Source organism: Mycobacterium persicum (assembly GCF_002086915.1).
GTDB classification, from domain to species: domain Bacteria; phylum Actinomycetota; class Actinomycetes; order Mycobacteriales; family Mycobacteriaceae; genus Mycobacterium; species Mycobacterium persicum.
In genome coordinates this window covers 6223546-6245713 of the sequence record NZ_MWQA01000001.1, presented here as the reverse complement: position 1 = coordinate 6245713, position 22168 = coordinate 6223546, and the positions used below count along the sequence as shown (strand labels likewise).

General features: G+C 66.3%; 15 protein-coding genes and 3 pseudogenes. 8 read left to right on the top strand and 10 right to left on the bottom strand.

Annotated elements, in window-relative coordinates; translation table 11 throughout:
* Positions 1-110: 110 nt before the first annotated feature.
* Positions 111-1754 carry a PE family protein gene (locus B4U45_RS28200; RefSeq protein ID WP_240316768.1) on the bottom strand — a complete coding sequence of 548 codons (1644 nt, stop codon included), beginning with the start codon at positions 1752-1754 and terminating at the stop codon, positions 111-113.
* 310 nt (positions 1755-2064) lie between these two features.
* Here B4U45_RS28200 and B4U45_RS28195 point away from each other — a divergent pair, with 310 nt between their 5' ends.
* Positions 2065-2481 (top strand): CBS domain-containing protein, encoded by a 417-nt coding sequence (locus tag B4U45_RS28195; protein ID WP_075549482.1) that lies wholly within the window; start codon positions 2065-2067, stop codon positions 2479-2481.
* A gap of 58 nt (positions 2482-2539) precedes the next feature.
* On the opposite strand, the pseudogene B4U45_RS28190 reads toward B4U45_RS28195, so the two are convergent.
* Together B4U45_RS28190 and B4U45_RS28185 are read right to left on the bottom strand one after the other, a co-directional pair.
* Positions 2540-3245 (bottom strand): annotated as a pseudogene (locus B4U45_RS28190) (class II aldolase/adducin family protein); the annotation flags it as partial.
* On the bottom strand, positions 3232-4854 hold the full coding sequence (locus B4U45_RS28185; RefSeq protein ID WP_075549483.1) for a class I adenylate-forming enzyme family protein: 1623 nt from the start codon (positions 4852-4854) through the stop codon (positions 3232-3234). The pseudogene B4U45_RS28190 and the gene B4U45_RS28185, both read right to left, overlap by 14 nt.
* A gap of 133 nt (positions 4855-4987) precedes the next feature.
* On the opposite strand from B4U45_RS28185, the gene B4U45_RS28180 reads away from it, so the two are divergent.
* Positions 4988-5509 carry a GNAT family N-acetyltransferase gene (locus B4U45_RS28180; RefSeq protein WP_241780353.1) on the top strand — a complete coding sequence of 174 codons (522 nt, stop codon included), beginning with the start codon at positions 4988-4990 and terminating at the stop codon, positions 5507-5509.
* Positions 5510-5528: 19 nt separating this feature from the next.
* Here B4U45_RS28180 and B4U45_RS28175 read toward each other — a convergent pair whose 3' ends face one another.
* Entirely contained in the window at positions 5529-8168 is a 2640-nt protein-coding gene (locus B4U45_RS28175) for an FHA domain-containing protein (protein WP_075549567.1), read from the bottom strand.
* Between the two features lie 196 nt (positions 8169-8364).
* Here B4U45_RS28175 and B4U45_RS28170 point away from each other — a divergent pair, with 196 nt between their 5' ends.
* Both B4U45_RS28170 and B4U45_RS28165 read left to right on the top strand, forming a co-directional pair.
* A complete protein-coding gene (locus tag B4U45_RS28170; protein ID WP_075549568.1) occupies positions 8365-8670 on the top strand; it encodes a hypothetical protein in 306 nt (101 codons plus the stop codon).
* Positions 8671-9104: 434 nt separating this feature from the next.
* The gene (locus tag B4U45_RS28165; protein WP_075549569.1) at positions 9105-10448 is read left to right on the top strand and encodes a PPE family protein; all 1344 of its coding nucleotides are present in this window, start codon (positions 9105-9107) and stop codon (positions 10446-10448) included.
* A gap of 83 nt (positions 10449-10531) precedes the next feature.
* Here B4U45_RS28165 and B4U45_RS28160 read toward each other — a convergent pair whose 3' ends face one another.
* Complete coding sequence (locus B4U45_RS28160; protein WP_075549570.1) at positions 10532-11974, bottom strand: serine/threonine-protein kinase; 1443 nt, start codon at positions 11972-11974, stop codon at positions 10532-10534.
* A gap of 223 nt (positions 11975-12197) precedes the next feature.
* Complete coding sequence (locus B4U45_RS28155) at positions 12198-13220, bottom strand: alpha/beta hydrolase (RefSeq protein ID WP_176357708.1); 1023 nt, start codon at positions 13218-13220, stop codon at positions 12198-12200.
* Positions 13221-13599: 379 nt separating this feature from the next.
* Between B4U45_RS28155 and B4U45_RS28150 the strand changes: the two genes are divergently transcribed.
* Positions 13600-13869, top strand: coding sequence for a DUF4242 domain-containing protein (locus B4U45_RS28150; protein ID WP_075549572.1), 270 nt, complete (start codon positions 13600-13602; stop codon positions 13867-13869).
* Between the two features lie 3 nt (positions 13870-13872).
* Here the strand turns inward: B4U45_RS28150 and B4U45_RS30010 are convergent, their stop codons facing one another.
* Complete coding sequence (locus tag B4U45_RS30010) at positions 13873-16770, bottom strand: helix-turn-helix transcriptional regulator (protein ID WP_083154367.1); 2898 nt, start codon at positions 16768-16770, stop codon at positions 13873-13875.
* Positions 16771-16925: 155 nt separating this feature from the next.
* Between B4U45_RS30010 and B4U45_RS28140 the strand changes: the two genes are divergently transcribed.
* Complete coding sequence (locus B4U45_RS28140) at positions 16926-18302, top strand: FAD-binding oxidoreductase (RefSeq protein WP_075549486.1); 1377 nt, start codon at positions 16926-16928, stop codon at positions 18300-18302.
* 15 nt (positions 18303-18317) lie between these two features.
* On the opposite strand, the pseudogene B4U45_RS28135 reads toward B4U45_RS28140, so the two are convergent.
* Positions 18318-18787, bottom strand: a pseudogene (locus B4U45_RS28135) (divalent metal cation transporter); the annotation flags it as partial.
* Between the two features lie 184 nt (positions 18788-18971).
* On the opposite strand from B4U45_RS28135, the gene B4U45_RS28130 reads away from it, so the two are divergent.
* Both B4U45_RS28130 and B4U45_RS28125 read left to right on the top strand, forming a co-directional pair.
* Positions 18972-19808 (top strand): SDR family NAD(P)-dependent oxidoreductase, encoded by an 837-nt coding sequence (locus tag B4U45_RS28130; RefSeq protein WP_075549487.1) that lies wholly within the window; start codon positions 18972-18974, stop codon positions 19806-19808.
* Positions 19809-19860: 52 nt separating this feature from the next.
* Complete coding sequence (locus B4U45_RS28125; protein ID WP_082275672.1) at positions 19861-20358, top strand: flavin reductase family protein; 498 nt, start codon at positions 19861-19863, stop codon at positions 20356-20358.
* A 10-nt stretch (positions 20359-20368) separates the two neighbouring features.
* Here the strand turns inward: B4U45_RS28125 and B4U45_RS30005 are convergent, their stop codons facing one another.
* Both B4U45_RS30005 and B4U45_RS28120 read right to left on the bottom strand, forming a co-directional pair.
* A complete protein-coding gene (locus B4U45_RS30005) occupies positions 20369-20497 on the bottom strand; it encodes a hypothetical protein (RefSeq protein WP_255245952.1) in 129 nt (42 codons plus the stop codon).
* Positions 20498-20517: 20 nt separating this feature from the next.
* A pseudogene (locus B4U45_RS28120) lies at positions 20518-22168 on the bottom strand (DUF4185 domain-containing protein).

Sequence of the window (22168 nt, the reverse complement as noted above, 5' to 3'; positions counted from 1 at the left end):
GTGAGCGACAACCTCGGCTGCGCATCGGACTTGTCAGTGAAACCGAGTGACCGATGTGAATGCGGCCGATCCCGAGGACCGAGCGCTCGAACACCTGCGGCCAGGAGAAGCTAGGAACTGAGCGAGCCGGCCGGTGCGGGTGCGCCGATTGCCATCGCTAGCTGTTCGGGCAGAAAGTCCAGCAGGCCTGGAACGATTCCGCCCAGAGGCGTGCCGACGACGGTTGAGTCAAGGAAGAGCGGACCCAACCCAAACCCGGTGAGATCATCGACCGCGGTGTACGGACCAGGCGGAACGAGAATTCCGCTGAAAGGCAGATTGAGGGTCGTGGGAATGCCCACCACGTCGATCGTCAGCGGAAACGTCGTTTGACCATTGAGGAAGCCGTCGGCGACGACGGCCGGAGCATCGAGGACCGCACCGAAAGCACCCAACGCATTTCCGGTTTGCACGGCGTTCACGAAGGCACTCGCGCTGGAGCCCAACGCGTGCAACCCGCTAACCGGCCCGCCCAGCCCGTCGATAGCCAGCGCCAGCGGCAACCCCATATTGGCGTCGATAACTATTCCGAGACCTATCGGGCTGGTCGGGTCTGCGAACGGCTCGAGCACCGACGTAAGTGATGTGTTCGTGAGCGCCTTGATCACATTGGTAGCGTTCTGCGCCATCTGGGCGGGAATGGACGGGGGGATCAGGTTGGTGAAGTTTTGTGCCATCTGTCCTGGGATGGCGAAGATAGGTAGTAGGTCGCCCAGTGTGCCCGTCGGCGTGATGGTTATGAGTGGCGGATCACCTGCGGGGTCAATTGGGCCGACGGAGACATCGAAGCCCGTGAGGAACAGCTTTCCAAAGCCGGACCCAAGGGTGTCCACCGCACCATTGACATTGCCCGCCATGAATTCCTGGTAGGCAGTTTGGTAGGCCGCCGGTAAGGCGTGCAGCCCAGCGTTGAAGTCCTGGCCGGCACTTTGCAGCGACGTGGCGACCGTCTGCGCGAAGCCCATCTGGTTGGTGATCACCTGGTGTAGGAACGCCGCCGGATCAGCAGTGGCAAGGGCCCGGAAGGCAGCTTGGACAGTCGCCGGCGCATTGGCCAGTACCGCGGGGAAGTTGGTGACGGCGTTGTGCAGTGCCGTGGCGGCCACTTGGCCGTAGCCGAGCTGGTTGGCGATCAACTGGTGCAGGAGTGGCGCCGGATTGGCAGCCACGGCACTTCCGAGGCTTTGTAGGTTGGCGACCGTATTCGAGAACAGGCTCTGGTACGGGCCGGCGACCGTGGCCCCAAAGGTGCGGATCGCCGCGGATGCATTGGTGATTGATTGCGAAATGCTTTGCAGCTCAGCCTGAATCGGACCGGACACCAGCGCGGCGGCGGCGCCGCTCGCAAGCGCCCTGGCCGCGGCGGCGGTGTTGCCCCCGATCAACGGCGCGCCCAGCAACGCCTGGGCGGGCGCGTTCACCGCATTCAGCAGACTCTGCGCACCGGCGGCCTCCGCGCTTGCGTATGCACCGGCGCCGGCGTTCAAGAGGCTCACAAACTCGTCGTGAAAGGCTCCAGCCTGAGCGCTGATGGCTTGGAATTCCTGGCCGTGGGCGCTGAACATCGCCGAGATGGCCGCCGATACCTCATCACCCCCGGCGGCCAGGATCCGGGTGGTAGGCGCAGCCGCGACCGCGGTGGCCTCGTTGATCCCCGAGCGCAGACCAACCAGGTCTTGTGCCGCAGCCTCAACCAATTCCGGCACCATGAACATGAATGACACTTCCGCCTCCCTCACCCAGGTCCGACGGTGACCGGGCGGTCATCGGACAACTCCGACGCTAAACCTACTCGCGGGTAAGTTGCGGAATTCACAGTAACCTCGCAGGGTTTATTACCAAATCACACAGGAAACCCGCGCGGCCCGTCGGCATCGGGTCGGCATTGAAACGTTGCCCAGCAACCTGATTGGGTCACGTAGCCCGGCAGCTTGAGCCGTCTGGCCATCGCGCCGGTACCAAGGCCACCTGATTTGAGGACTCAAGTCACTAGAACGCGCGAGCGGGGCCGGGTGAGATGGTGGCGTGACTACCCTTCCTTCTGCCGGATCGCTTCCGATCTCCACCGTTACCGGTGACCCAGTGGCCCGTGTCGTCGCCGACGCCACCGTGGCCGACGTCGCCAACGCGATGGTCGCCGACAACGTCGGAGCAATTGTCATCGGCGACGACGAACGGCCCGCCGCGCTGGTCAGCGAACGCGACATCGTCCGGGTTGTAGCCGCCGGGAAAGACCCGAATGCGGTACGGGCCCTGGACATCGCCAGCACCAAGCTGGTGTGGTGCGACGCCGATGCGACCGTCGACCAGGTGGCCAACTGGATGATGCAGCGCTACATCCGTCATGTTCTGGTGGAGCAGGACGGTATGCCGGCCGGGATCGTTTCGGCTCGCGACCTGCTCGGCGTCTACTGCGCCGAAGCCGATCTCGACATGGGCTGACCCCGGACCGGCGGTCAGAAGGCGTCGGGGTTGCGCTGAATCTCGGCGGGCACCGGGTGCGTTCGATGAGCGAGCGTTGCATACCTGCCATGTCCGCCCATGTCATCTGCGCGGGTTCCTTGCCGGTAAGTATGACGTCGCAGGCCAGCTTGCATACCCGTTCTATCGACGCCGCGCGGTAGACGGCTTCGGCGAGAGTGCGGCCGGTTGCGATGACGCCGTGGTTGGCCAGAATCGTCAGATTTGTGTCTCCGATGTGCGCCGCGAGATCTGCTGCGCGGGAAGCGCTGTCGACTTCGCCATCGTAGGTGTCGACCAGGCACAGATCGTCGAGGAATAGCGAGCCCGTCTGGTGCACCAGCTCGGGCAGCCTTCCCAGCGCGGCCAGCACACACACGTAGTAGGGGTGGTTGTGAATGACCACCCTTGCGTCATCCCGGACCCGGTGCAGTTCGGTATGGATGTGGATCGCCGGGGTGACATCCCAGCGGCCGCGGACCACTCGCGCGTCGGCGTCCACCACGCAGATATCCGAACGCGGTGAGCTCCTGCCACCACAACCCCCACGGGTTGACCAACATGTCGGTGTGCCCGTCGGGTTGCCAGGTGATGTGTCCGGCCATGTTCTCCGCGAACCCGATCGCGGCGAGGTGGCGAAAGGCCACGGCCAGCGCCTGTGCGTCGGACAGCTCGACTCCGATCGGGGGCATCACGGCCGGCGCCCACACCTCCAGACCGCCCGGGCGTGGCTCAGCAGTGTTCATCATCGACCTCCATCCTGGCGCGAATATCTTCGCGGAGCGCGCCTTTGGCGACCTTGCCGCCCGAGGAACGAGGCAGTTCGTCGACCACGATCAGTCGCTCGGGCAGTAGCTCCTTGGAATAGCCCAAGCCCAGCAGATGATTCACCAGTTCGGCCAGCTCCAGGGTGTGCGAGCCGACGAGTTCGGCATAGAGGCAGACCTTTTCACCGAACACCGGATCGGGCATAGCGACCGCGGCGGCCACCGCAATCGCCGGATGAGTCAGCACGGCGTCTTCGACCTGCGCCGCGCTGATGTTCTTGCCGCCGCGCACAATGAACTCGGAGATCCGGCCGGTGACCGTCAGGTACCCCTCGGCGTCAATTTCGCAGAGGTCACCCATGCGCATCCACCCGTCGGCGGTGAACAGGGTGTCGTGGTCGGTGCCATTCAGATAGCCGAGGCTGGTCGCCGGTCCCCGGCAGGCGGGCTGGCCGCGACCCGTCGCGGTGACGTCGCGATCCCCGTCAAAAAGCCGGACCGACATCTCCGACACCACCCGTCCAGCGGTCCGCAGCCGGCGTTGCCGCGCGTCATCCATCGTGGTCCCGCTGAGCAGCCCGGTCTCGTTGGAGCCGTAGAACTGCAAAATCTTGGCTCCGGTGATTTCCTCGAACTCCGCGGCCGGCCGGTACGGCACCGCCTCACCGCCGGTGAAAACGACACGCAGCGAGCTCAGATCGACATTGCGGCATCCCGAGTCGGCCATCAGCATCGTCAACTGCGTACTGACACAACACAACACGGTGACCCGGTGGTCGGCTATCGCCTGCGCCGCCGCCCTTGTGGTGAACCGGTCCAGGATCACCGCGGTGGCGCCAAGGTGGATCGGAGTCGTATGACTGGTCCAGATCCCGAACCCGAACGGTGTCGCGATGACCGGCAGGAACACGTCGTCAGAGATCAACAACCCATGAGTGACCGCCTTCAGATGGAAGTAGTGCCAACGGTTTTGGGTGTGCACCACACATTTGGGCCGTCCCGTGGTGCCGGAGGTGGAGTTGATCAGGAAGACGTCGTCGGGTCCGAGCCGGCAGTCGATGTCCAGCGCCCCGGGTTTGGTCTCGACGCTCAGCGCCGGCGCTTCCCCGCGCCGGCCGAGCTCCAGCAACGGCACCGCGCATTCGGCGGCCACACTCGCAGCAGCGTGGCCACGATGCCGGTCGCTGATCAGGATTTTCGGCCGGGTATCGCGCACAATCCGCACGACTTCGCGAGGGCCGGCACGCGCGCCGAGGCCGACGACGACGGCGCCGCAGCGCTCGATCGCGACGAACAGCAGATGGATGGCCGCCGAGTCACCGTGCCACACCGCCACCCGGTCCCCCCGCACCACCCCGACACTTGCCAGTTGTTCGGCCAATAGCGTTGCGCCACAGTCAAATTCATTCCAGCTCAGCGATCCGCCCGGGCGGTCGACATAGGCGGCCCGGCCGGGTGAGAGTTCGGCGTTTCGACGTACCGCATCAGACAACGTGGTGTCCGACCACCAACCGTCCGCGTGGTAGCGGGCTGCCTCGTCGGCGCTGAACGCCGGAGAACCCACGGTATCGAGCCCACCGCTACCCATCACCAAATAATAGGAAAGCGGCGTGGCGCGTCATCCGGAGCCGCCACTGCGCGAGTCTGCCCCGCCGCGGCGCTGCGCTACCCTGCCCTCAACATCCCCTCGAACGAGACCAGCGGGAGCGAGCGTGACGGAGATGCCCGACGGTATCTCGATCCGGCGAGCCAAGCCGGCGGACTACGCGAACGTCGCGCCGATGCACTACCGGAGCTGGCGACTGTCGTACCGGGGAATCGTGATTCCCGAGCTGCTCGATCTCTTCGATTGGCGGGCGTGGATCGGTCGGGAATACCCGCTGGCGTTGAGCCGCGCCGGATGGGGAATGTGGCTGGCCGAGTCGAGCGGCCACATCGTCGGGGTGAGCATCTTCGGGCCGGAGCCGGGCAATCCCGACCATCTCGAGATCGATGCGCTCTACGTCGCCGCGGGACATGAACGCCGGGGCATCGGCAGCCTCTTGCTCGACCACGCGCTCAGCTCCGAGCCCTCGCATGACGCCGTCCTATGGTGTGCCGAGATGAACCATCAGGCGCAGTGCTTCTACCGCAAGAAGGGCTTCCGGCCCGACGGGCGCTCCGACCTCTTGACCCTGCTACCGGGCGTGCTGGCGGTACCCCAGATAGGTTTCACCCTGCATCGATCCACCGGCCAGGGCTGAGTCGCCCTACCGGTCACAATCAGCCGCGCGGCAGGCGGATCTTCCACCGCACGAAGCACAGGTAGGCAACGCTGATCACGGCCAGCATGCCCATGTCGAACCACCACGCGCCGGGCGTGTGATGCCAGTGCGAATCCTTGGGAGTCAGCGGGCCGGGCACCAACTTGATCAGGTCGACGGTGGACGCCGAGGCCGCGAATCCCCAGCGCGCCGGGGTGGCCCAAGACATCTGGTCGAGGCCGGCACGTCCGGTGACCGGAATCATGCCGCCCGAGAACACCAGCTGCGACATGACCGCGACCACCAGCAGCGGCATGATCTGCTCATTGGATTTGGCGATAGCCGACAATGCCAGCCCGAGCATCGCCGAGGCGACGCAGGTCAACGCGACGTCGGCGAATAGCTCGAGTCCCGGCTTGCCCAATGCCACCGCACCCTGCGTCGGGCCGCCCTTGCCGATCAGCACGATGATCGTGACGATCGCCGACTGAACCACCGCGAACACGGTGTACACACAGATCTTGGCGACCAGGTACGCGGTGGTGGACAAGCCGACCGCCTGTTCCCGCCGGAAAATGGGCCGCTCACCGATGAGGTCGCGGATGGTCAGCGCGGTTCCCATGAAGACGGCGCCGACATTGAGCAACACCAGGATCTGGCCGGGCTCGTTGGGCGCATTGCCCATCGGGTTGGGGAAACCGAAGCCGACGTCACCGGGTACCGACATCGACAGCGAACCCATGATGAACGGCAGGAGCGCCAGAAAGACGAAGTAGCCGCGGTCGGAGACGATCAACCGGATCTGCCGTCGAGCGATCGTGGAGAACTGCCGGAACAGGCTGGTGTGCGACGGATCGCCCAACTCGGCGGGTTGCTCGGCCGGCGGCGGCGGCGGCGGCGGGCCGGTACGTGACAGATACCGGGCCTGGGCGCCGTCCGGGTCGTCGGCCACCGTGCTGAAGATGTCGGCCCAGTTGGTGGTGCCCATGGCCGGGCCGATCTGGTTGGGCGGCCCGCAGAACGCCGTCTTGCCGCCGGGGGCCAGCAGCAGCACCTGATCGCAGACGTCGAGGTAGGTCAGCGAATGGGTGACCACCAGCACCACCCGGCCGGCGTCGGCCAACTGTCGCAGCATGGTCATGACCTGGCGGTCCAGCGCCGGGTCCAGGCCCGAGGTCGGCTCGTCGAGGATCAGCAACGACGGTCCGGTCAGCAGTTCCAGCGCCACCGAGGCACGCTTACGTTGACCGCCCGACAGCTTGTCGACCCGGGTCTCGAGATGCTTGGACATCTCGAGTTCCTCGAGTACCCGGGCAACCACCTGTTCCCGGTCATCCTTGGTGGTGTCGGGCGGCAGCCGCAGCTCGGCGGCATACATCAGCGCTTGTTTGACGGTCAGCTGGCCGTGCACCACATCGTCTTGCGGGACCATGCCGATCCTGCTTCGCAGCGAGGCGTATTCGGCGTGCACGTTGTGACCCTCGAACGCCACCGTGCCGCTGGTCGGATGCGTGTAGCCGGCCACCAACCGCGCGAAGGTCGACTTGCCCGCACCGGAGGGACCGATGACGGCCGTGAGCATGCCCGGGCGCGCGGTCAACGAAATGTTGTCCAACAACGTCTTGTTGTTCTCGATCGTCCAGGTAACCCCGCGCACATCCAGACCGCCGGTGCGCGTCTCCAACAACGTCTCTTCGCGACGCGCCAGCGCGCCGCCGGCGAAAACCAGGTCGATGTTGCCGATCGTGACGACGTCGCCGTCATGCAGCAACGCCGATTCAACCCGCACCCCGTTGACGAAAGTGCCGTTGATGCTGCGGTTGTCGCGGATCTCGGTGCCGCCGGGCGTCGGGACCAGGGTGGCGTGGTGGCGCGACGCCAGCACCTCGGGGATGACGATGTCGTTGTCGTCGGCCCGGCCGATCCGCAGCGAGCCGGGCGGCAACTCCCCCGCGGCTTTGCCGGGCCGCAGGATCTTCATCATCGACGTCGCGATGTTGCCCGTTTCACCGCTGGGACGGACGGTTACCGGCGGTGGCGGACTCGCCGCGGGTGGGCGGTATATCTGCGGTGCCGGCTGTGGCCCCGACTGCGGGCGGACCGGTTGAGCGCCGGTCGGGTAGTGCGGCGGCGGCCCCGACGGCGGCGCGTGCTGTGGCCCGCTGGGCGGTTGGGCGGGTATCCGGGTGGTCGGCGGTGGCTGCTGTGGCGCTTGTGGCGGTGGCGTCTGGTGCGGCTGCCATTGAGCACCGGTCTGCGGCGCAGCGTGGGCCGGCCAGGGTCCGCTCGGAATAGGGGGGACCGGCATCGCCGTCGTCGGCGGGGGACGCCCGACAGAACCCTGCTGGCGCCGACCGACCTCGAAGTCCAGAGCCGGACCGTCGGGATTGCCGATGTTGATCCGCTGGCCGTCGTGGATGTCGACAACCGGTACGCGGCGGTTATTGACATAGAGGCCATTGAGGCTGCCGTTGTCGATGGCGATCCAGCGGCCCTGGTCGAAGCGCAGCAACAGGTGCACTCGCGAGATGAGCGGGTCCGCGACACGGACGTCGGCGCGTAGATCACGGCCGATAACGACATCGTGGCCGGCTGCGAAGGTGCGCTCAGCTCCGTTGTATCGCACGGTCAGCACTGGCGGCGCGACTGTTTGGGTCATCGGGACCAACTGTAACGGCAGCAGCGCCAACTGCAGAACAAGACGTTGATGAGTGTTCGTCGCGTGGAATCCGGCGGCGCGCAGGATGACCTGTGCTTGGTTATCCGAGAACGCGGATAAAATTCGTTGCCTAACGAGTCCCACGCGATCGATTGGTAAAGCCGGGCAGGTGCCAGCCAGCAGCAAGGAGATCTCGATGCGTCCCTGGAAGCGGCCCGCGGCCGTGTTAGCGACAGCGGCACTGGCGTTCACCGCCGTGCCAGAAGTGTTCGCCAACATGGCGCCGACCGCCCAAGTGAATGCGGATGTATGCGTCAATGCCGGCCGGCGAGTCTCCGTCAGCGGATGCGCCAACATTGCCGATGCGGTGGCTCCCTACGTACCACCGCCGTCGGAATACGCCCCGTTGCCGGAAGACTATCCGCCTCCCCCACCCCCGGCGCCCAATGTCAACGTCTGCGCCAATGTCGGCCGGCGCATCAGCGTCAGCGGGTGTGTGTAATCGCTGATTTGTGACTCGCTGTCGGCGCGCCTGGTGGGTTGAGCCGGGGCGTGGCGACACGACCGTCGCCCGCCTGAGGGCCTGAGGGCATAACGGCCATGGGCTTCGCTGTGCAGGTTGCCCCAGGTTGAACTCTTGGCGCGGCGTCTTGCACACCCCGGCGGCAGGCCGGCCGATGCCACGGGCGCTTTGTCCCACCCATTTGGCAATTGCGGGATCAATCAACCCTAGGCACGCGGGTGGTCAGCGCCAACACTATGCCAAGTCGGAAGTCTTGACCGAACAACAATTTTCGAGCGCGACTCGAGGAGAACGTGGTTGATGTGCGGTCGCGCCGAAGGCTGGGCCCGCGCTCGCGGAGCATTCGCCGAACCGAGGCCCAATGCCCTTGTTGATGCCGCGGCGGCGCCTTGGGTCACAACGGAAGGTTCTTGATGATTGCCCAAATCTGGATGGCATTGCCGCCGGAGGTGCATTCGACGACGTTGGGCAGCGGTCCGGGACCCGGCCCACTGTTGGCTGCCGCCGACGCGTGGACGTCGCTGAGTACTGAATATGCTGACGCGGCAGCGGAATTGACCGCCTTACTGGCCGGCGTGCAGGCTGCGGACTGGCAGGGCCCAACCGCCGAGAGCTATGCCGCCGCGTACCTGCCCTACGTGGCATGGTTGACGAAGGCCAGCACCGACAGCCTGGACGCAGCAGCCCAGCATGAAACCGTGGCTGCGGCCTATGCCTCCGCGTTGGCGGCAATGCCGACCCTTGCTGAGCTGGCGGCCAACCACGTCGCTCACGCGGTGTTGATGGCGACGAATTTCTTTGGGATCAATGCAATCCCGATTGCGCTCAACGAAGCCGACTATGCGCGGATGTGGGTCCAGGCCGCGGTCACGATGAGTGTGTACGCTGCCGTCAGCGGTGCGGCGTTGGTCGCGGCACCGCATACGCTGCCAGCCCCCGCCATAGTCAAACACCACGTCGGTCACGTGGGGAGCTTTCCCCCGCCCCCCAAACCTCCCTGGTGGCACATAATCTGGCAGCTGCTTGAAACGCTGGCCCAAGTGCTGAGCCAGGCGCTCTGGGAGTTGGTCGGCGAGCTGGCCCGGTTCGGGGTTGAAATGCTCTTCGACCTAGTGCAACTCCTGGTCGCCTACGTGGTCTTGCTTGCCGGCTATGCGCTTCAAATGGTGAAGATACTGAACCTTCTCATCGCCGACCTGCTGGTATTGCTGCTGGACCAAGTTCAGTTGGTCCTCCTCTTCCTGGATATCACGCTGCTGTGGATGAAGGCGGTGGTCCAGCAGCTGGCCGTGTTCCTGGGGAAGGTGCTGGGAACGCTGTACTGGGCGGTCGACAACGCAGCTGCAGCGGTGGCGCAGGCGATACGCGAGCTGCTCGGCGGTGCCGCAATTGCGGCGGAAATGATGGGGGTTTCACCGGGTGTGCCGCAAACCGGTGTTGCGACTCCCTTGCCGATTGGCGGATTGACCACGCCGCCGGTCGCTCTGTCGGCCGGAATCGCCCCGGCAACCGGCTCGGCCGCGGATGCGGCCGCAGCGGCGAACTCGGTGGTGGCGCAGGCCGGCGCTTCCGGTTCTTCAGCAGGGTCGGAAGTGCTGGCATCCGAATCGGGCGCCGAGATCTCAAGGTTTGCTGGGACCGCCCCTCACGGGGCCGTCCTGCGACCGTCCGGGTTGACGGCCTTGAGCAGCGAATTTGGCGGCGGCTTAGCGGTGCCGATGTTGCCCGGTACCTGGGATTCGAGCATGGCCAGCTGAGCACCGGCGCCGGCAGCCCTTGCGGCGAGCCCCTTCGAGACCGCGACACCGCCTGGTCTACGGGGTAGCGGTAGCAGCGATGATCAGGGCCAGCCGTTGCTGCGGCGAATCTCCTCGCGACATTGCCGACGGGTCTGGCCCGTCTGCTGCATGCAGATCCGGATCGGCGATTCCTGCTCGGTGGGCAGCGGCGACTCGGTGGGCTCCGCGGTGGCGGTGATCGTCGGACTTGCGACCGTGCCCGGGGTGAGCGACCAGATGGTGGTGTTGGTGCCCTGCAGGGTCGAGCAGTAGGCGGTCGCCCCGGTCTTGGTGACGCCGGTACTGCCCTGCGGTGCGCAGACCGCGCCGATGACCACGACGGGCGCGGGTGCTATCGACGTAGTGGTTTCGGTCTGCGCCGCTGCGGTAGTCGATGGTGTGGTCGGCGGCGCGGTGGTGCTAGTCGTGGTAGTGGACGTCGTTGCCGCCGATGTGGTGGTTGTCGCCGGTGAGCCGGACGTCGTTGCGGACACCACGCGCTCGTCGTCGGCGCGCTGGAACTCGCGGAGCGCCACCACGATCGCGATGACCAGCAGTATCGCCAGCACCGCGGGGATCAGCACGGCTGGTCGCACCAGCGACCGTTTGGCCGGCGGCACGGCCAGCGCGACGGGCCGGGCGATAGTTTCGTCGACGTCGCCAGCACCGCCTACCCGATGTCCGAGCGCCCGGGCGAAATCGATGCACCGCTGATACCGGTCCTTGGGATCTTTGGCTAATGCCTTGGCGAACACCGGGTCGAGGTCCGCCAGCGCGGGCAGCCGATCACCGATCGGCGGGGGCGACGCGCTGAGGTGCTGGCTGATCACCACGGCGGGGTTGGAGTGCTGGAACGGTGGGGTGCCGGTGAGCAGGTGGAACGCGGTCGCGGCCAGGGCATACTGGTCGGCCCTGCCGTCGAGGTCTTGGCCCATCAGTTGTTCGGGCGCTGCGTAGGACACGGTGCCCACGGTCATATTGGTCGCGGTCAGCCCGCTGGCTTCGCCCACCCAACCGGCGATCCCGAAGTCGGCCAACATGATTCGCCGATCCGGGGAGTCTGGCTTGGCGATCAGGATGTTGGCGGGCTTGACGTCGCGGTGCAGCAGCTTGTGTTCGTGGGCGTAGTCGAGCGCTTCGGCCACCGCAGTGATGATCGCGGTGACCTCGGGGCCCGGCATCCCGTTGGGATACCGCTCGCGCAGCAACCGCACGGCGTCCACACCGTCGACGTAGTCCATGTCGATCCACAACTGGCCGTCGGTTTCGCCGCGGTCGTGCACCGCGACAATATGCGGGTGCCACAGCGAAGCCGCGGCGTCGGCTTCACGGTTGAAGCGTTCCCGGTACTCGGTGTCGGCGGACACCTCCGGCCGGAGTACCTTCAGGGCGTCCTGGCGTGGCAGTCTCGGGTGGCGGGCCAGGTAGACCTCGCCCATCCCGCCGGAGCCCAGCTGTCGGACGATGGTGTAGCCCGCGAACGTCGAACCTTCGGCGAGCGGCATGGCGGCATCGTAGCCCGCCATGCCGTTGAGGGGTCGACGATCAGGGTGTCCGGCCAGCTCAGGACCTACCGGCTGTGATCGATCACACGGGTGCTGCGCGCCCGGCAATCGGTTTATCGCGTTTTCGACGCCAAGGCGCCGGGTAACCCGGCGTCCATGCGCGATAGCCCCATGCGTGATATTCGACTAGGAGTTGATCGGGCGGCTAAATCCGCGACAGGCGCTACCCGGCTACCGCGGCGGGCATGCGCGCCGCACAACCGTCGGTGACCTCTTTGACGAAGTCGCCGAGGTATCGAATGGCCCGCCTGCCTTCCGGCAAGACGTCCGCCGCCAGCGGGAAATCGTGAATTTGGCCGTCCCACAGGTGCAGATCACACCGGACTCCCGCGGCGTTGAGCCGTTTCGCCATGAGCTCAGCGTCGGCCAGCAACAGTTCGTCCGAACTCGCGTGGATGGCGACGGGCGGCAACGGGGATAGCTCGGCGTCCACCGGGGACTCGACCCGACGTGACGATTTCGGCTGATCCTGCGGCAGCTGCACCTGTCCCAGATACCGGGCGAACATCGACAGGGCTCCGCAGGTGAACATCGAACATCGGCGTGCGTTGCGGTGGGCGAGCTTGCGGGCCGGATCGGGATCGGTGAAGGGCGAAACGGTGGCGATGCCGGCCGGCTTCGCCAGGCGGCTGCGAATCGCCGACAACGTCGTCATGAACGCCAAGTACCCGCCCGCCGAATCGCCCGCCACCACGACCTGCTCGCCGGCGAAGCCTTGATCCTGCAACCAGGCCAGACCGCTCAGTGCGTCCTCGATCGCGTCGGTGATCTGGTACGACGGCAGCTTGCGGTATCCGACGTTGAGCACACCGGCATCCGCCGCCCTCGACAACCGGCACACCAGAGCGCGGTGGGTGTTGAGGCCGCAGGTGAGGAAGGCGCCGCCATGAAGGTAAAGAATTGCCCGTGTCGGGGAAACACCCGGTGCTCGAACCCATTCAGCAGCGCAGTGATCGAGGCGTACCGGGTCAATCCTGGCCGACGAGCGAAAACGCGGCAGCAAACCCGCTAAGCCGTCGATGTAATCAAATGGCCAGCGCAGATTCGGTTGGCTGGCCCAGGCGCGCACCGCGTTCTTCACGATCAACCGGGTGGCAAGCGAGACGGCAATTGATTGCGGACTGTGGCGATGGTGAATTCGCCGACCATCCGGCTTCCTCCCCCGGTCGTGCCGGGGATTCTTCATCATGACCATTGTGATCAACTCCTCATGATGGCCAATGGATACCCTGGCCGGTGACCACCAAACTGCGGTACTTGCTCGCACTGCGCGTAGGATTTGTCACGTTTATTCGGCAAACGACCGGGTATACGGGGAGTGCGATCTGTGGTGCGGTGGGGCGATAGTTTGTTTGCGCCCCTGGCCGGTGATAAAGGTGCTTCCGCAAATTCGCGAGGTCTTTTCCGGGTCTGGCTAATCGACCGTCACCGGAAGGCCATTGAGCACACCCGCTGTTCCGCTACCACTGGTAGCGGAAGTGGTCCTCGACCGCGGCCGTATGATGAACCGACGCGGGGCGGGTTCGACCCGTAAACCGGCGAAAAAGGGGCGCGAAGGAGGCCGGGTGCCGATATTCATGGTCGAGCGCACCTATGCCGAAAAGCTGGAACCCAGCTTCGAGGTCGCCGACGGCATCAATCGGATTAATGCCGAGGAGGGTGTTCGTTGGCTGTATTCGTTCTTGTCGGCGGACAAGCGAAAGACATACTGCCTCTACGAAGCACCCTCTCCTGAAGCGATCCGAACCGCGGCTTCCCGGGCCGGTCTTCCGGCCGATGTCATCGTCGAGGTCAGCCAACGCGTCTTGCCGGACGGCGCGTCGGCCGACATTTGATCGTCACCCCAGCAATTGGTGGTCGGCGGCATACATAGCCGCCTGCGTGCGATTGGCCGCCCCGGTCTTGATCAGGATGCTGCGAACATGGTTGGCGGCCGTGTTGGTGCTGATGTAAAGCCGTTCGCCGATGGCCCGGTTGCTCAATCCCGCTGCCAGCAACCGCAGCACTTCGACCTCCCGGTCGGTCAGTCCGTCGGGGCCGCTCGTCAGCAACGAATCCACCAGGCCAAGAACCCGTACCTGACCGATCGGCGCGGCGATGGCACCGGCCTCGTCCGCCAGTCGCCGGGCCTCCTCGGCTCGCCCGCGCGATGCGGCGAACAAGGCTTGGCGGGCCAGCGTCTCGCTCACATGGACGACCGAACCCATCCGCCGGTCCATCTCCAGCGCGGTGCCGAAAAGGCGCTCAGCCGCCGGATTGTCGCCGCCCAGTGCCGCGATGCGGGCTAGATACCGGTCGGCGCTACCGAACAGCGCGACGAACTGGCCGGCCAACAGGTTCTTGCCGGCGTAGCGGGCAACGAACGGGCGCAGTGCGTGTAACGCTTCCCGGTTGCCCAGCTCTAGGGCCGCCTCCACCATGAACACCAGCTCCATCGGCCACTGGGCCTCGTCGGTGTGGTCGCCGAGATTGCGGTTGAGCAAGTGGTTCAGGGCGCGGGCCATGCCGCGTTGACAGTCGAGCTCGGTGTACAGCGCCAGCAGACCGGGGACCCAGCGGCCGGCGAATCTCTCGCTGCCGTCGACGAAACCGGCGAATCTGTCCAGCCCGCCGGTTTCGCGGCGGATCATGAACATCTGGACTCCGTGCGAGCCCTCGGTTCCGTCAGCGCCGAACGAATTGCCGGTGCGCAACGCGATGTCGGCCCACCGCTGCGCACCGGCGAAGTCGCCGCGCAGAAATGCCAGTGCTTGCTCGACGCACGCGCTGATGAAACCGAAGAAGGGCTGGCCGCAGGCTTGTACCGATCGCTGCATGTCGGCGGCCGAAGCCGCCAGGGCCTCGGGCCGCCCCGTCAGATAGCTGACCATGGCGCGAAAGTGCGCGGCCGAACCCAGCGCGTCGTAGTCACGACGAGCCTGCGCCGCATGCAGCAGCTCGGTGGACCGCTCCTCCTGGATGGCGCACATGTCCGGCGTCAGGTGCCAAAGGCTCGTCATCAAGGCATGCTGAACCACTGGCGGATCATCGACTGCCCGCGCGAGTTCGATTGCGCGGTCGCTGATTTCGCGGGCACGTGCCGCCTCGCCGGCAAAGCCCAGAGCCCGTCCGAAACTGCCGAGAGCGTGGATGTAGCGCGGGTCGTCGGTGTCCAGCCCACAGCTTTCCAGCGCCGACGCCAATAGGTCGGCGGCCTTGGAGTCGGCCAGCCCCGGACGCCAGCTCGCGTCCTCGTAACCGACCGCGGCCTGCAGCCGAATCAGCGGGTCTTCGATTGCGCTGATGCGCTCATAGATGGCCCGCGCGCGGGCGAAATCGCCGGCTCGCATGTGGTTAGCGGCCGCCCAGAGGTTGAGCTTTGCCCGGTCGGCGAGCTTCAGCTCGGCGAGGGAGGCCGCCCGCTCGTACCATTTGGCCGCGTCCTCGTAGGCCAGGCTCTGTTCGGCCATCCGCGCCGCCTGGCCCGCGTACCGCAGCGCCTGCTCGTGGTAGCCCAGCACGTGCGCCACCAGGTAATGATTGGCCAGACGGGGAACCACCGACGGGTCCGCGCGCCCCTGCAGCGCTTCGGCCGCGCGGGCATGCAGGATCCGCAGCCGAGATGCCGCCATCCCACCGAGCACCGCTTCGCGGGTGAGCGCGTGCACGAAGGCGAACTCGCCGTCGGAGTCGGGCACCGCCCGGACCAGCCCGACGGCTTCGGCCGAATCGATCGCTGCCAGCGTCGCGGTGAGATCGGTCTGACTGGTGGCGATCAGCGCGGGCAGGTCGAACGTTTGGCCCAGCACCGCGGCCTGCTCGACGACGTCGCGGACAGCCGCGCCAAGTCCGCCGACGCGCCGGGCGATGGCGTCGCCGATCGACGCCGGGACGGTCCGCTGCGAACCCAGCGCCGCTATCCCGCCCCGGATTTCCAGGTGGTTGCACAGTTCGTTGAGGAAGAACGGATTGCCGCCGGTCTTGTCGCGTAACAGGGCGGCGGTGCTGCGCAGCGACGGCGTGGGCAATTGCTGTGTGCGGCGGACGAACTCGGCGATCGCCTCGGTGTCCAAACCCTCCAGGTCGAGGCGCCGGACGCCGTCGAACCGGTGCAGATCAGCCAGCCGGGTGACCAGCTCCTCGGTGCGGTCCGGTTCGGTGGTGCGGAAGGTGGCCACCACCAGCATGCGGACATCGGCGCAGCCGATCAGCACATGTTCGAGCATCGCGAGGGTGGGCAGCTGCGCCCACTGAAGATCTTCGATCACCAGCGCGATCGGGCGGTCGACGCTCAGGCGCCGCAAGAAGCCGGTCAACGCGTCGAAAAGAGCCCGCCGGGGCGCCGCCACGTCGTCTTCGGCGGCGACACCGGGAAGATGGCGGTCGACCTCGGTTGTCAGCCGGCGCAGCTGGACTGCCACATCGGCCAGCAGCTCCCCCATCGTCTGCGGCGGACCGGCGGTCAGCAGCCGATCCAGCGCCTCGGTGAACGGCGCATACGGCACGCCCGCGTCGGCCGTCGAACTGCCCACCAGCACCGCCACCCCATGTTCGGCCAGCGTTCCGGCGACCTCGGCAACCAATCGCGTCTTGCCGGCCCCCGGTTCACCGCCGACGAACACCGCCTGACGGTTACCGCTTTCCACCCGTTCCCAGGCCTGCTCGAACACCGCGAGTTCCGGGTCGCGACCCACCATCGGACTGCCGCGACGCGCGATCAGCTCGGCTGGAAGCGGTGGCTGCTCCCACTGCGCCATGGTGTCAAGGTAATCTCGGCGTCGCGGCCGGTCGATAGTCAGATGTGACTATCGCGGGACGGCTCAACAATCCCTCGTTGTGGTCATGACCTGGGACCTCGGCACCTCGTAGCGTCTGTCATCAAGAGCTATCCAGCACCGAGGGAGATACCGACATGAGCCTCACCACGGAGACCGACGAACTGCGCACCCGGTTGGGCACGCAGCTGATCCTGCCCGACGACCCCGGTTACGACGAGGCCAGGTCGGTCCACAACGCGATGATCGACAAGCGGCCGGCGATGATCGCGCGCTGCCGATCCGCCGCCGACGTCGTGGCCGCCCTCGAGTACGCACGCACCGCCAACCTCGCGGTCGCCGTGCGCGGGGGTGGCCACAACGGCCCGGGATTCGGCACCGTCGACGGCGGCCTCGTCATCGACCTGTCGCCGATGAACCGGATCGACGTGGACGCCGACCGGCGGACCGTCCGGGTGCAAGGCGGCGCCACGTGGGGGCAGGTGGACGCCGCGACCCACGCGCACGGTCTGGCGACGCCGTCGGGCATCATTTCCACCACCGGCGTCGGCGGGCTGACCCTCGGCGGCGGCCACGGCTACTTGTCGCGCAAGTACGGCTTGACCATCGACAACCTGCTCGAAGCCGAGCTTGTGCTGGCCGATGGTCGCGTGGTGGCGGCCTCGGAATCTGAGCATCCCGACCTGTTCTGGGCGCTGCGCGGCGGCGGCGGAAACTTCGGCGTGGCCACGGCGTTTACCTTCCGGCTGCATCCGGTACCCACCGTGATCTGCGGTCCCACCGCGTGGCCGGCATCGGCCACGGCCGACATCCTGAGCTGGTACCGGGACTTCCTACCCGCCCAGGACGAAGATCTCTACGGGTTCTTCGCCGCCATGACCGTCCCGCCGGTGGCGCCCTTCCCCGAGGCTTTCCACCTGCACAAGGCGTGTGCGGTGGTCTGGTGCTACACCGGCGACCCGGCCGCGGCCGAGGAGGCGTTCGCCCCGGTGCGCCAGATGGAGCCGGCCTTCGACGGTCTGGGCGCGGCGCCCTACCCCGCGCTGCAGTCCACCTTCGACCCCCTGTATCCCAAAGGGCTGCAATGGTATTGGCGCGGCGACTTCTTCCGGACCATCGCCGACGGTGCCGTGCAGGCGCACGCCCGGTTCACCGAGGAACTGCCGACCATGCACTCCACCATGCACCTCTACCCGGTCGACGGCGCGGTGCACCGGGTCGGCCAGACCGACACCGCCTGGGCGTACCGGGATGTCAACTTCTCACAAGTCATCGCCGGTGTCGACCCGGACCCGGCGAACGCCGCGGCCCTGAAGCGCTGGACGGTGGACTACTGGGACGCCACCCACCCGTATTCGGCGGGCGGCGCGTACGTCAACTTCATGATGGACGAGGGCCAAGACCGGGTCCGCGCCACCTACGGTCCCAACTATCAGCGGCTCAGCCAGGTCAAGGCGACCTACGACCCGCACAACGTGTTCCACATCAACCAGAACATCGTTCCGGCGGGATGACCGGCACCGGATGGGTCACGTCCAGCCGAGGGCTTGCGGAACCATGTACAGCCCGAAGGCGATGACAACCAGGCACAGCGCACGGGCTTCCCGCACCAGCAGCTGCCCCAGCACGATCGGTAGCAGCAACGCGTTCATCACTTCGACGTCGACGGCCAGATTGACCAGGTCGACGCTGCCCAAGACCAGTGCCGCACCGACGAGGTGAGCAAGGGCGTAGGTGGTGTAGAACTTGGCGTTGGCCGAGTGGGCCGCTGGTTGAGGGTGTACTGCCACCCGAAGACCTGCGACAGCCTCCAGGCACCGGCCAGCGAAGCGACGATCGCGGCGACCAGGGCCTCGCCCAGCATCCCCAAACCGAACAACGCGGTGCCGCCGAATTCGCCCAGATGCGGGGGCAGGGCGCCGGCGATCTGCCCGACGGTTTGCAGATGCGCCGCGCCAGCAGTGCCCACCGCCCGCGGCCGCGCCCCGATCGTGGCGACGAACGCTCCTCCGACGGCCTGCTAACCCCAGTCACGGCTCGACCGACCCCTCGATCTGACGGCAACGCGATGCGCCATACCGGGTTCTTGCCGAAGCCGCACCGGCCTGCCGGTACTCCTTCGAAAGACTGCCAGCCAAGGCGGATGAACCACAACTCGCGCCGGTATCCCAGGATGGGTAAGCATGAACGACATCACGCCCGGCCGCCCGCTACTCGACGACCGGGTGGCGGTGGTGACCGGTGGCGGCGGCGGTATCGGCGCGGCGACCTCACGGTTGTTCGCCGAACACGGCGCCCGGGTGGTCGTCGCCGACATCGACCCCGACCTCGCCGAGCGAACCGTCGAAGAGATCGGTGACGCGGCCTTCGCGGTCGTCACCGATGTCCGTGACGCTGGCCAGATCGGCGCGCTGGCCCGGACCGTGCTCGACCGCCACGGCCGGGTGGATGTCCTGGTCAATAACGTGGGTCACTGGCTGCGCCACCCCGGCAATTTCGTCGACACCGACCCGGAATTGTGGGGCGAGCTCTACCGGGTGAACCTGCATCACGTGTTGTCGGCCACTCACGCGTTCCTGCCGACGATGATCGATCGAGGTGCCGGCGCGATCGTCAACGTGTCGTCCGTGGAGGGGCTGCGCGGTTACCCGGAGGATCCGGTGTACGCCGCCTTCAAAGCCGCCGTCATTCATTTCACCCGCAGCCTTGCCGTGCAGGTCGGCCGACACGGGGTGCGAGTCAACGCGATCGCTCCCGATGTGACGGAAACACTGCAGGTGCCGTATTCGCAGTGGTTGTCCGACGACGAAAAAGCCCAGTGGCCGCAGTGGGTTCCGGTCGGACGGATGGGTGTGCCGCAAGACCAGGCCCGGGTCATCCTCTTCCTGGCCTCCGACCTGTCGACATTCGTCACCGGCCACACCATCCCGACCGACGGCGGCACCGGCGCGGCCGGCGGATGGTTCCGCTCGGCGCGCCGACCCGACCGGGAATGGACGAACCGGCCCATCGCGCCGTAGCTTCGCCGGCACCCGGCGATTCCAATTCTTGGTGAACGGGAAGACTGAGCAGGTGACCGAGCCCGACGTGGAAGCGTTCGACAAGCTGGTGTCCCTGCTGGACTACCCGATTTTCGTCGTCACCGCCGCAGCCGGCGGCGCCCCGGCCGGCTGCCTGGTGGGGTTCGCCAGTCAGGCCAGCATCCATCCCCCACGCTTCCTGGTCGGCCTGTCCGAGCAGAACCACACGTTCCGGGTGGCGGCCCACGCCACCCATCTGGCGGTACACCTGTTCGACCGTGAGCATCTCGACGTCGTCGAGCTTTTCGGCAGCCGCAGCGGCGACACCGTCAACAAGTTCGACCGCTGCACGTGGCATCTCGGCCCGGCGCGGACGCCCATCCTCGACGACGCCGCGGCCTGGTTCGTCGGCAAGATTGTGGATCGGTTTCCGCTCGGCGACCATGTCGGATATCTGCTGGAACCGGTGGACGGCAGCCCGCCGCACCAGCTGGAACAGTGGGTGTCGTTCCGCGACGTTCGCGGCCTGCCGCCGGGCCATGAGGCCTAGCTTGCGCTGATCAGGCGCCCAGCAGAATGTCGATGCAGGCCCCGGCAACGGCCGCTCCGGCGTCGCGGGCCACGCCGCCACCAGCTACCACCGCCGGTTCACGCCCGACCAGGTGGGGAAACCGGGACGGGCTCGTCAACGGCTTGTGGAGAACCCACGTTATCCCAGGACGGTGTGCATCAACATCACGTTGTAAGCCGACCACAGCGACAGGTTGAAGTAGACGTCCTTGCCGGTCGACCAGGGATGCATCATCGGCGCGTAGATGCCGCCGGGCATCTGCCAGGACGACACGAGCATCTGCTCGGGGCTCCACGGGCCCTGCGGAGCCGGCGCCGTGCGCGCCACGACGTCATTCATACCGTTGGTGTACATCACCAGATATTGCTTCAGATAAGTGTTGTATTGAGCCGACATTTCGCCCACCGGCCCCGGGATAACCGGCGTCGCGGCATCCGGTTTGTTCGGCACCCAGGAATTCGAGTCACCGTTCCAGTATTGGTATTTGCTCAGATCCGGCACGAACTGCTGGGGAACTCGCGCCAAAAACGCCGAACCGCCGCGTCCCGGTGGGGTTCCGAACGAGTACAGATAGCCGTCGTTCGACTTGACGAACGCCCCCATCTGGAAGTTCTCATTTCCGGGCACAAACCGGGCTCGTCCGCTGTCTGGCCCGGATGCGCGGATGGTGCCGGGATAGACCCCCCAGTTCTGGCCGTTGTCCTTGGACACCGCGATGCCCGAGTAGTTGGTGGTCCATTCACCGTCGCGGCCCCAATCTCTGATGGACATGAAGTTGATGTATTGGGTTCTTCCGATGGAGATTCCGGAGGTCGGAATGATTCCGGTCTCGTCGGGCGCCCACTTGATGCTGCTGATGATCTGCTTGGAAAAGCCCGGTTGACGCACCGGCGATCCGGAGTACCGGTTGGCGGCGTCGCCAGGCGCGACGCGGATTCCGTCGCCCAGATCACGGTCCTGACTGCGGAACAGCGTGTTGTACCGCCACTGGTGTTCCTTGACCGCGCAATAGCCGAAGGTGTCGCCGAAGGCCATGAGTACCTGGTGGTTGGCGGGATCGCCGTTGTCCCAAAGGATTCCGAGGTCGGTTCCGGAAATGCCGAATTGTTCGAGAGTCTTGTTGGGGCTGTCGGGTCCGGTCACCCACTCGGCAAGCGACGTCGTGGCACCCCCGAGTGCGGCGCCAGGATCGGGTGCGCCGGGCGGCGGCACCGGCGCCGCATTGGGGGCCAACTGGGTGGCATTGGGAGACGGGTTGCCCGGGTTGGGCGGAGCGGGTGGGGGGACCGCCGCCTGGTGCGGCGGAGTCGCCGCTTGCTGCTGGATCGGCGCGGATCGAGGACCCGGATTGATCAACCGCGACAGGGGCCCCAACCTAGGTAACGGCGCCCGGTCGTTGGCACCACGAGGCCTCGGCCCCCTTGTCATCGGGCCGAGCGTGGTGCCCCCCGGGTTGGTCACAATGGCGTTCGGCGGCGGCGGGGCGTTGGCGGCGTCCCCGCTGCACGGCACCGCCGTTGCCACCGGCGCCAGGCCCACCACGCTGATGAGTCCCAATGCGGCCGCCGACGCCACCGATACCGACACGACTCGATGAATCGCCGACATGTCACAACCTTCCAGGGGCACAAACGTCGGATTGACGTCCGCAGTTGGCTGATGTGACGATAGTGATTCATGTGGACGTTGTGATCACGGATCCACGATAGGTATGCAGCTGTGACCGTGTCGCAATGCAATTCGCGCCCCGCGTAATTGGCCCGTGGCGGACGCGGAGGCTCGAGGGCAC

Excerpts from the sequence above, each read along its gene's own strand:
- B4U45_RS28200 (WP_240316768.1), bottom strand. The coding sequence starts at position 1,754 with ATGTTCATGGTGCCGGAATTGGTTGAGGCTGCGGCACAAGACCTGGTT.
- B4U45_RS28185 (WP_075549483.1), bottom strand. The coding sequence starts at position 4,854 with ATGGGTAGCGGTGGGCTCGATACCGTGGGTTCTCCGGCGTTCAGCGCC.
- B4U45_RS28180 (WP_241780353.1), top strand. The coding sequence starts at position 4,988 with ATGCCCGACGGTATCTCGATCCGGCGAGCCAAGCCGGCGGACTACGCG.
- B4U45_RS28175 (WP_075549567.1), bottom strand. The coding sequence starts at position 8,168 with ATGACCCAAACAGTCGCGCCGCCAGTGCTGACCGTGCGATACAACGGA.
- B4U45_RS28170 (WP_075549568.1), top strand. The coding sequence starts at position 8,365 with ATGCGTCCCTGGAAGCGGCCCGCGGCCGTGTTAGCGACAGCGGCACTG.
- B4U45_RS28165 (WP_075549569.1), top strand. The coding sequence starts at position 9,105 with ATGATTGCCCAAATCTGGATGGCATTGCCGCCGGAGGTGCATTCGACG.
- B4U45_RS28160 (WP_075549570.1), bottom strand. The coding sequence starts at position 11,974 with ATGCCGCTCGCCGAAGGTTCGACGTTCGCGGGCTACACCATCGTCCGA.
- B4U45_RS28155 (WP_176357708.1), bottom strand. The coding sequence starts at position 13,220 with ATGAAGAATCCCCGGCACGACCGGGGGAGGAAGCCGGATGGTCGGCGA.
- B4U45_RS30010 (WP_083154367.1), bottom strand. The coding sequence starts at position 16,770 with ATGGCGCAGTGGGAGCAGCCACCGCTTCCAGCCGAGCTGATCGCGCGT.
- B4U45_RS28140 (WP_075549486.1), top strand. The coding sequence starts at position 16,926 with ATGAGCCTCACCACGGAGACCGACGAACTGCGCACCCGGTTGGGCACG.
- B4U45_RS28130 (WP_075549487.1), top strand. The coding sequence starts at position 18,972 with ATGAACGACATCACGCCCGGCCGCCCGCTACTCGACGACCGGGTGGCG.